At 70.8% G+C, this 5949-nt stretch carries 6 protein-coding genes; 5 read left to right on the forward strand and 1 reads right to left on the reverse strand.

Features of this window, described 5'->3' with window-relative positions; genetic code table 11:
• Nucleotides 1-220 precede the first annotated feature (220 nt).
• The 4 genes from VFZ20_RS04740 (at nt 221) to VFZ20_RS04755 (ending at nt 4254) form a co-directional block, all read left to right on the forward strand.
• Nucleotides 221-574: a type II secretion system protein gene (locus VFZ20_RS04740; protein WP_329682684.1), complete on the forward strand. Its 354-nt coding sequence runs from the start codon at nt 221-223 to the stop codon at nt 572-574.
• Nucleotides 575-630: 56 nt separating this feature from the next.
• Nucleotides 631-990, forward strand: a complete 360-nt coding sequence (locus VFZ20_RS04745) for a type IV pilin protein (protein WP_329682685.1) — start codon at nt 631-633, stop codon at nt 988-990.
• 14 nt (nt 991-1004) lie between these two features.
• Nucleotides 1005-2666, forward strand: a complete 1662-nt coding sequence (locus VFZ20_RS04750) for a hypothetical protein (RefSeq protein WP_329682686.1) — start codon at nt 1005-1007, stop codon at nt 2664-2666.
• A gap of 442 nt (nt 2667-3108) precedes the next feature.
• A complete protein-coding gene (locus VFZ20_RS04755) occupies nt 3109-4254 on the forward strand; it encodes a helix-turn-helix domain-containing protein (protein ID WP_329682687.1) in 1146 nt (381 codons plus the stop codon).
• Nucleotides 4255-4477: 223 nt separating this feature from the next.
• Here the strand turns inward: VFZ20_RS04755 and VFZ20_RS04760 are convergent, their stop codons facing one another.
• Nucleotides 4478-5254 carry a hypothetical protein gene (locus VFZ20_RS04760; protein ID WP_329682688.1) on the reverse strand — a complete coding sequence of 259 codons (777 nt, stop codon included), beginning with the start codon at nt 5252-5254 and terminating at the stop codon, nt 4478-4480.
• Between the two features lie 288 nt (nt 5255-5542).
• Here VFZ20_RS04760 and VFZ20_RS04765 point away from each other — a divergent pair.
• On the forward strand, nt 5543-5949 hold a 407-nt coding region (locus tag VFZ20_RS04765), incomplete at its 3' end, for a hypothetical protein (protein WP_329682689.1).

A 5949-nucleotide genomic window follows, 5' to 3' on the forward strand; every position in this document is an offset into this window, starting at 1 on the left:
CACCGGCTCGGTCAAGAACTACACGTGGGCCGGTGCCGCCAGCATCGTGGACGGCGCCTGCCTGGCCCCCATCGGCACGCCGCACCGCGGCAAGAGCATCAGCTTCACGACGGGCGCCATCACCAACTGCTGATCGACGCCGGACGAGGACGGGGGGTGCCCGGCACCCCCCGTTTCGTCGTGACCGCCGGACCACCTTGACTCGCCGGACCCCCCGACCATGAGATCGCAATCCAGGCGCGGCTTTACCCTCATCGAGCTGATGATCGTGGTGGTGATCATCGGGATCCTGGCCGCAATCGCGATCCCCAAGTTCAACGTCAGCGCCCACCGTTCCAAGGAAAAGGAAGGCGACATCTTCCTGTCGCAGCTGTACCGGCTGCAGGAGGTGTACAAGGTGGAGTTCGGCGTGCCCGCGGGCAGCGTGACGGACCTGCAGAAGGTGGGCTTCGAGGCGCCCTCGCTGCGGTTCTACACCTGGGGCAACAACGTCTCCATCCCCCAGTGCCTCGCGTCGTCGGGCACCTGGAACAGCCGGGGCATCGACGTGAACGGGAACATCGACAACTGCTGACGTACCCGCGGCGCGCCATTGCCGCGCCGCGATCCTCCCCCTCCATGCGCAGTACCATGACGCACACCCTTCGCCGCCGCAGCGGGTTCACCCTCATCGAGCTGATGATCGTCCTGGTCATCATGGGGATCCTGGCCGCGAGCGCCATCACCAAGTACCGCATCAGCGCCCACCGCTCGCACGAGACCGAGGCCGACGTGGCCCTGGGGCACCTGTTCCGCATGCAGCAGGTGCACCTCAACGAGTTTGGCCAGTTCGCCGCCAGCGAGACGGAGCTGGCGCGCGTGGGCTACACCCCGCCGGTGATGAAGAACTTCGTGTGGGCCGGCTCCGTGGCGATCCCGCAGTGCCTGACGTCCACGGGCGCCTGGAACAGCCGCCGGATCGAGCTCACGGGCGACATCGTGGATTGCTGAGCCCCCCGGACCGCGTGACCACCTCGTCCCCGCCGGCGCCCGCGGCCACGCCGCCCCGCGCCGGCCGCCGCACATCCACGGACACCGCCCCGGCCGCCGCGCGACGCAGGCGGCTGCTGCTTTTGGTGGCCCTGCTGGTGGGCGCCGCGCTGCGCCTGCTGCAGTACGGCGTGAACCGCGCCCTGTGGCTGGACGAGGCGCTCGTCTCCCTCAACGTCCTCAGCCGCGACGCGGGCACCCTGCTGACGCGGCCCCTGGACTACGGGCAGACGGCGCCCGCGGGCTTTCTGCTGCTGCAGAAGGCGGTCACGGGGCTCCTGGGCACGGGCGAGTACGCGCTCCGCGCCGTCCCCCTGGTGATGGCCCTGGCCGCGCTGCTGTGGTTTCCCCGCGTGGCGCGGCGCTACGTGACGCACCCCGCCCTGCCGCTGGCCGTGGCGCTCTTCGCGCTGTCGCCGTTCCTGGTCTACTACGCGTCCGAGGCCAAGCAGTACGCGGGCGACGTGCTGGCGTCCGTGGCCGTGCTGGCCTGCGCCGCCGCCGTGCTGCACCGCGCCACGCCCCGCGCCCTGGCCGTGTTCGGCGGCGTGGGCGTCCTGGCGGTGTGGATCTCGCAGCCCGCCGTCTTCATGCTGGCGGGGACGGGCCTGGTCCTGGGCGTGGACGCGTTGCGACGCCGCGAGCGGGGACGGATCGCGGGCCTGGCAACCATCGCGATCGCGTGGATGGCGAGCTTCGCGGGAGCGTACGCGCTCTCGCGCAACGCCCTGGCGGACCCGGAGTTCATGCGGGCGTTCTGGCGCGCGGGCTTTCCGGACGGGCCGCTGTGGCTGCCCCGCGCCCTGCTGCGCCTGTTCCGCGAGCCGCTGGGCGTCTTTGGCGAGGACCCCACGCCGCTCAGCGCCCTGCAGACGGGTGCGGGCGCTGTCGCCTTCGTCGCGGGGGCGTGGTGGATGGCGCGCCGGCGGCGCACGCGGCTGGCCCTGCTGCTGGCACCGGCCGCCATGGCGCTGGCCGCCGCGGCGCTGGGCCTGTACCCGTTCGGGGCGGACTACACCTCCGCCGGCCGCGTGCTGCTGTTCCTCCTCCCTTCCCTGGTCCTGGTGGTGGCGGAGGGAACGGCGCGGGTGGGAAGGATGATCGGCGGGAGCGCGGGCGGGGCGGCGGCCATGCTGCTGGGGCTGGTGCTGCTGGCTCCGTCGCTGATGTACGCCGCCGTGCAGGTGCCGCACGTGCGGGCCGAGGTCAAGCCGCTGCTGGAGTACGCGGCGGACGAGCGCCAGCCGGGCGACGTGCTGTACGTGCACTACGCCGGCCGCGCGCCGTTCCTGTACTACGCGCCACGCTACGGCTTTACGCCCGCGGACGCCGTGGTGGGCGGGTGCTGGCGGCAGGACGCCGGCGGCTACCTGCGGGAGCTGGAGCGGCTGCGAGGGCGGCGCGTGTGGCTGCTGTTCGTGGACGACCGCGCCCTGTCGACGACGGATGACCGCGCGCTCATGCTGGGCTGGCTGGAGCATTTTGGCCGGCGCGTGGACGACCAGGTGTCCGTGGGCGCGGCGCTGTACCTGTACGACCTGCGCGTTGCGGGGAACTCGCCGGCGCCGTACCAGGCCCGCATCCCCGTCGCGCCCGTGGGGCCGGAGCACGAGTGCCGCGGGCCGTGGCGGAACTGACGTCGCGGAGCGGGAGGGGAGATAACGGCGGGGGACAGGAGACAGCTCCCAACTGCACGTGATTCGGCCTCGCCTGACGGCGGGGCCGTTTCCGTTCGATGAAGGACGCGATCATCGTCGTGGTCCTGGCTGGCCCGCGAAGGACTGCGCAGGAGTGGGCGGCAAGGCGGGTTCAGTGCGCGGAGCTCGGCCCGTGGACGGGGTTCTCCTCTCTCCGCGAGGAACGAGCGGAGAGAGGCCGGGAGAGGGCGGGCTGCTCTCGGCGCGGGCCGTCCGGATACCGGGGAGCAGTTCTCCCCCTCCCCCGCGAAGCGGGGGCAGGGGGCCGGGGGGAGGGGGCCCTCGGGGTACAAACCGGGTAGATTCTTGACAGAGTAAACCGGGAGGATCGTTGACAGTCAGGAGAGGTTAACGTGCATGGCAAACCCCACACGGAGGAGCCATGCCCTGGCTGGAGACGAATGCAATGGAAGAGCGCATGCGGTTCATCGTGGCCCACGAGCAGGGCCTGTATTCGATGACGGAGTTGTGCGAGCGACACGGCATCAGCCGTCAGGCCGGCTACGACGTGCTGAAGCGGTACCAGGCAGAGGGCATAGAAGGGCTGAAAGACCGTAGCCACGCGCCCAGGCACTGCCCGCACAAGATCAGTCCCGAGGTAGCGGAAGCGCTGCTGCAGCTTCGGCGGCGGAAACCGGACTGGGGGCCCAAGACGCTCCTGGGGCGCCTGGCGATCGACCGGCCGGACCTGCAGTTGCCGGCCGCCAGCACGGTCGGTGACCTGCTGGCGCGTGAAGGGCTGGTGAAGCCGCGGCGCAAGCGCGCGCGGCCGGCCGTCTCCACGGGAGGCGCGGTTCGCACCAGCCGACCCAACGAGGTCTGGTCGGCGGACTACAAGGGGCAGTTCCGGACACTGGACGGGAAGTACTGCTATCCGCTGACGATCCAGGACTCGCACACCCGGTTCGTGCTGACGATCAATGCGCTACGCTCGACCAGCACGAAAGAAGCGCAGCCGAGCTTCGAACAGGCCTTTCGCGAGTACGGGCTGCCTGAAGCGATCTGGACGGACAACGGCACCCCGTTCGCGGCGCCGACGCCGCTGCGGCTGACGCGGCTGAACGCCTGGTGGATCAGGCTCGGGATCACACCACAGCGGAGCCGGCCCGGATGTCCGCAGGACAACGGCAGGCACGAACGGATGCACCGGAAGCTGACGCCTTCGCGCTTTCCACCCGGTGAGACCCAGGCGGCTCAGCAGCTGAAGTTCGATGCGATTCGTGAAGAGCTCGACTACGAGAGGCCGCACCACGCGCTCGATCTCAGGACGCCGGCCGACGTGTACGTGCCTTCGCAGCGGGCGATGCCGGAGCGGATCCCCGGGCCCGAGTACGCGGCCCACCACGAAGTCAGGCGCGTGCGCAGGGTGGGCACGATTCGCTTCCGCGGCCACGAGATCTTCGTGAGCGAGGTGCTCGTCAACGAATCGCTTGCGCTGGAGGAAGTCGCTGACGGCGTGTGGTCGGTGTTCTTCTACCACGTAATGCTGGCACGCTTCAGCGAGCGGGACGGCAAGCTGCACCCGTAGCGGAATGCCCTGCGGAGGGAGGGCTCCCATTCCCGTGGGGCTGCTTACGCCTCCCAAGGGGTGGGTGAAGAGCAACATCGTTTTGAACAGCGTCAGCACCGTGAGGACTTGTCAACCATCCTCCCGGTCTGTTCTGTCAACGATCATCCCGGTTGCTCAGCCCGCCGCCGGATCCATCCTCCCGTGACGATGCTTCGGTCCCCTTCCCCCCGGCGCGCCTCCCCTACCGCGCCGTCCCCCGACGCCCCCGCATCACGCCCACCGCCGCGGCCAGCGCGACCACGGCCGCCGCGGCGAGCGCCACGTACGCCACCGTCGCATCCTGCGTCACCGCGGGCGGCGCGCGGCGCGCCACGAAGACGGCCCCCAGCGCCCAGATCACCGAGAGGGGATACCCGCCGTTCCCCGTCCGCAGCGTCACGAGCGACGCGATCAGGGCCGCGGCGATCAGCATCACGATCCCCCACGCCTCCGCGCCCAGACCCAGGTGGCTCACCCCGGCCGCCGAAAGCGCCTGCGCCACGTTCGCCACCGTGGCCACCGTGATCCATCCCAGGTACACGCCGCAGGTGATCCACACCAGCACCCGCTCCGCCGCGGACAGCCCCGCGCGCCGCTCCGCCGTCCGCGCGAGGGCCAGCGCCAGCGCCACCAGCGTCGTCACGATCAGCAGCACGCTCAGGGCGTACTGGCCCGCCGGAAAGGCGAACTGCCAGAACGTGCTCCCCGCGAACGCGATGGCCGTGAGCCAGCCCACGCGGCGCAGCAGGGGATTGGCGGTCTGCGCCGGCAGCGCCTGCCACACGGCGTAGGCGATGGAGAGCGCGAAGATCACGGACCAGATGCTGAACGCGTAGCCCGCCGGCACCACGTACGTGGGATAGCGGTCGGACACGCGGCCCACGAACGGCAGCCCCAGCAAGGGGATCAGGGCCGGCGCGACGGCCTGCCCCACCGCGAACACCAGGTTGAGAACCTGCCGCGGACGGTCTCCGTGCATTATCGTGACCTGTAGGGGTGATCGGACGTTCCTGCGTGAGACAAACACTCTACACGCACCGCAATCCGCGCACCCCGCCGGAGCGCCGCGCGCGCTGGTCCGCGTGATGCAGCGTTTTCTATCCGATCCCGTCCTGCCTCCCCTTCCCCACGGAGCGCGCCTATGATCCCACGTATCGTCCGATCGGTGGTTCTCGCGGGTTCGGCTCTTCTCGTCGGGTCACACGAAGCCGCGGCACAGCGGCTGGCATTCACCACAACGGCCTCCGCGGCGCAGGATTCGGCGCGGGTGCTGGGGCGCACGCGGTCCGCGCAGGCGGGCTTCGAGCGGTTCCGCTACCAGCAGCTGCCGCGGACGTTCCAGGCAGCCGCCGGGGAGTGCGACGAGATCATCGGCCGATTCTGCTTCTGGTTCGATCCCAACCCCGATCCCGAACCGCCGCCGCCCGAGCCGCCCGTCATCGGCGAGCGGCGGCGCGCCCTGATCGACGTTCTGGCCCGCGCCGCCGACCTCCTGCCCGGGGACGGGTGGATCGCCGGCCAGCACATCCGCTACCTGGTGGAAGACGGCGAGGAGGCGGAGGCCATCGAGATGGCCCGCGGATGCCAGGCGGAGCGGTGGTGGTGCGCCGCGCTGGAGGGCTACGCGCTGCACGAGGCGGAGCGCTTTGCCGAGGCGCAGGCGGCGTACGACAC

The sequence above is a fragment of the Longimicrobium sp. genome (assembly GCF_036280135.1).
In the GTDB taxonomy this organism is placed as follows: domain Bacteria; phylum Gemmatimonadota; class Gemmatimonadetes; order Longimicrobiales; family Longimicrobiaceae; genus Longimicrobium.